This is a genomic window from Pseudoalteromonas sp. BSi20439 (genome assembly GCF_000241165.1).
Classification (GTDB): Bacteria; Pseudomonadota; Gammaproteobacteria; order Enterobacterales; family Alteromonadaceae; genus Pseudoalteromonas.
Genome location: NZ_BADW01000128.1, coordinates 1 through 3,473 on the forward strand (window position 1 = coordinate 1; position 3,473 = coordinate 3,473).

At 41.9% G+C, this 3,473-nt stretch carries 2 protein-coding genes; one reads left to right on the forward strand and one right to left on the reverse strand.

The genetic code is table 11. The features are described 5' to 3' along the window. Positions 1–199 precede the first annotated feature (199 nt). Positions 200–805: a peroxiredoxin gene (locus tag P20439_RS11590; protein WP_008109095.1), complete on the forward strand. Its 606-nt coding sequence runs from the start codon at positions 200–202 to the stop codon at positions 803–805. A gap of 60 nt (positions 806–865) precedes the next feature. Here P20439_RS11590 and P20439_RS11595 read toward each other — a convergent pair whose 3' ends face one another. Beyond that, complete coding sequence (locus P20439_RS11595) at positions 866–3,460, reverse strand: TonB-dependent receptor (protein WP_008467006.1); 2,595 nt, start codon at positions 3,458–3,460, stop codon at positions 866–868. Positions 3,461–3,473: the final 13 nt, after the last annotated feature.

Below are 3,473 nucleotides of genomic sequence, written 5' to 3' on the forward strand. Positions count from 1 at the left end.
TAAAAATCCGTTCATTAGTTAAGCGTTCGTTATTTTAGAACGGTGCTATCTATAAATACGATTGTTAATTTATTTTTGATAGCCATAGAATAATCATCAATTATATATGGTTGCTATTGTAATTTATAAATTAGCGCCCATATTACTATCAGTATTGCGTATGCAATTGACAATAAACTCAAAATATTTGGAGAATAAAATGGGTGTATTAGTAGGCCGCCAGGCGCCAGACTTTACCGCTGCAGCTGTTCTAGGTAACGGTGAGATTGTAGATAGCTATAACCTTCACGAAAAAATCAAAGGTAAAAAAGCAGTAATCTTTTTCTACCCTCTAGATTTCACTTTTGTATGTCCTTCTGAGCTTATTGCTTTTGATAAGCGTTATGCAGAATTTCAAAAACGTGGTGTAGAAGTAATTGGTGTTTCTATCGATTCACAATTCTCACACAACGCATGGCGTAACACGGCTGTAGCAGACGGCGGTATTGGTAAAGTTCAATACGCACTAGTTGCAGACGTTAAACACGAAATCTGTAAAGCATACGACGTTGAGCACCCAGAAGCGGGCGTTGCATTTCGCGGTTCTTTCCTAATCGACGAAGAAGGTAACGTACGTCACCAAGTAGTGAACGATTTACCACTTGGTCGTAACATCGACGAAATGATCCGTATGGTTGATGCACTAGCATTCCACAGCGAGCACGGTGAAGTATGTCCTGCTGGTTGGACTGAAGGTAAAAAAGGAATGGATGCAAGCCCTGAAGGCGTCGCTAAATTCTTATCTGAAAACGAAGGCGAGCTATAATTTAGCCCTTTAGTTTAAGATAAAAAAACCGCCATATTGGCGGTTTTTTATTGCTTTTAATTAGAACGAAAAGCTCACTTTAGTGTAAATGTAACGACCGCGAGGGTTGTGTACACCTGATGCGTAACCATACAGATCTGAATCACCGTCACCAATTGCAAATGGTGGCTCTTCATCAAATAAGTTATTAACACCTAAAGATATTTTTGCTGACTCAGTAATACGGTATGATGTTTGTAAATCTACCAATACTTGAGAATCAACAGTACGTGATGTATTACTATCGAAGTCTAAGTTGCCATCGAAATCGATATCCGGCGTATCTTCAAACTCACCCACGTAACTAATGTTCATGTTCGTGTTGAATTGACCTATTTCCCAGTTTGTTGAGAAAATCCAGCGGTGCTCTGGGTAACCATATTCACCAGTGTAATCGCGACCATCTTTTTCAAATTTATCTTGGTAAGCCCATTCTAAATTGAATTTTAGTAAGCCTAAATCATCCAGTGAATGATTGTAGTTTGCTGAAATATCAACGCCAGAAACTTCTTGTGATGATACATTTTCAAAAGTACTGAAAATCTTTTGAATAGTTCCTAGGCTGTCAGTACCTGATGGTGGTAAGCGTACACATACCGTACTATTTTGGTTATTACACTCTGAGTTGTAAATTGGACCAAACTCTTGCTCATCAATTTTATTATCTTGAGTGATACTCCACACATCAACACTTAAACCAAAGTCAGTTGTGGGTGCCCAAATAAAGCCGACGTTCCAAGATTCAGATTCTTCAGCTTCTAAATCAGGGTTACCGGCAAATTCAATGTTGTAATCTAGCGGATCACAATCTTTACCTGTTGCATCACAGCGATAGTTATCAATAAAGAACTGACTTTCCTGAGATGGTCCTAAACCTACTTGTGCAAGTGACGGTGCTCTGAAGCCTTGCGCCCATGAACCACGTATTGTGATTTCATCTGTAGGTGCCCAGCGTAAAGCGACTTTAGGGTTTGTCGTAGTGCCAAAGTCACTGTAATCATCGTAACGGCCAGCAAGTTGTAACTCTAAGTTTTCCGCAAGTGGAATTGAAAACTCTACATAGGCAGCGTACTGGTCGCGCTCTGCGGCAGCTGAAACAGACTCGGTACCAAAGATTAATCCACGTTGAAATTGATCATCAGGCGTATCAGTTACGTCTTCTTCACGGTACTCAATACCGGCCGCCATCATGACAACATCGTCACCAAAGCTAAATGCTTCACCCGAAATGTTAGCATCGAACGACGTCATATGAGATTCACCTTGGCGAACCAAGCTGGTTGTGATTCTATCAATTACAGCCGGATCGTTGTAAGTGCCGCCAAATGGGTTGTAGTTACCCGCATCAATTTCTTGTTGTAAGAAGTCGGTGCGTACCCAGCCTTGTGAGCGATCCCCAGTTTGTAATGACTTACTACGACCTTTTTGTACCGCTGTTTCCCAGCTCCAATCGTTTATTTCACCTTTTAAACCAGCAACAAAACGTAATGTGTCTGATTCGATATCCCATTGACGCGCGCCTGCATCCACTGTTCTGTAACGACCTATTTCAATATCTTGGCCGAATGGGTTATTAGGGTGACTACCTGGTACTGTTAAGCCCGCATCCTCATCAAGTGGCGTTGGGGCACCTGCTGCAATTGAGCTGTTATGCTGAACGGCCATTTCTAAGAAGCCCGTTATGCCATTATCAAAGCGGTATTCAAATTGTGAAATAGCACCTACACGTTCTGATGCCGGTGCAATATAGCCGAATGGGCCATAGTCAAATAAACAACTGCCACTTGATGTTGCATTTTCTGCAGGACACGCAGGGTCAATTGTTTTAACGCCATCAACATAGAAGTAGCCAGGGAAGCCACGTGATGAACGGAAATCTTCACCACCATATGGAGATTGATTAGCGGTACCTAAGCGCCCCATTTCGTTTGATGATAAAGAGGTGTTTTTGAAGTAGTCAATAATAACGGACGCACTACTTTTTGCACTCGTCGTACCCCAAACAATGCTGGCTGTGGTTTCTTCATAGTTGGGGCCATCTGTGCCGCCATAACCTAAGTTAACTTCAACACCGTCAATGTCTTTTTTCAAGATAACGTTTACAACACCTGCTACGGCATCAGAGCCATAGATTGCAGATGCGCCATCTTTTAAAATATCAATACGTTCGATGGCTGAAACAGGAATACTGTTTATATCAACAAATGAATTGGTGATCCCTTCAGCAAATGCGCTTATAGCAACACGACGACCATTAATAAGTACCAATGTAGCATCAGCCCCTAAGCCACGAAGGCTGACGGCAGCTGAACCATTAGCGGTTGAGTCTTGGTTATTACCACGGGTTGAAAAGGTACCATTACCTGCAACAGGCATTCTTTCAAGAAGCTGCTGTAGGTTGTCATAACCCATGTTTTCGATATCTTCTTTATTGATGGATTGTACTGGCGATGGGCCTTCGATATCCGAACGTTTGATACGAGAGCCTGTTACTTGAATACGTTCTACTTTTTCTGCAGTCTGCTGTGCAGCATAAGTTGTTGTACTAAAACCTGCTGACAATGCGATAGTAGCACCGATGATTAAGCTCGGTGTAAATGCAATTGATTGCTTCATCCTTAAGTCCTTG

Excerpts from the sequence above, each read along its gene's own strand:
- P20439_RS11590 (WP_008109095.1), top strand. The coding sequence starts at position 200 with ATGGGTGTATTAGTAGGCCGCCAGGCGCCAGACTTTACCGCTGCAGCT.
- P20439_RS11595 (WP_008467006.1), bottom strand. The coding sequence starts at position 3,460 with ATGAAGCAATCAATTGCATTTACACCGAGCTTAATCATCGGTGCTACT.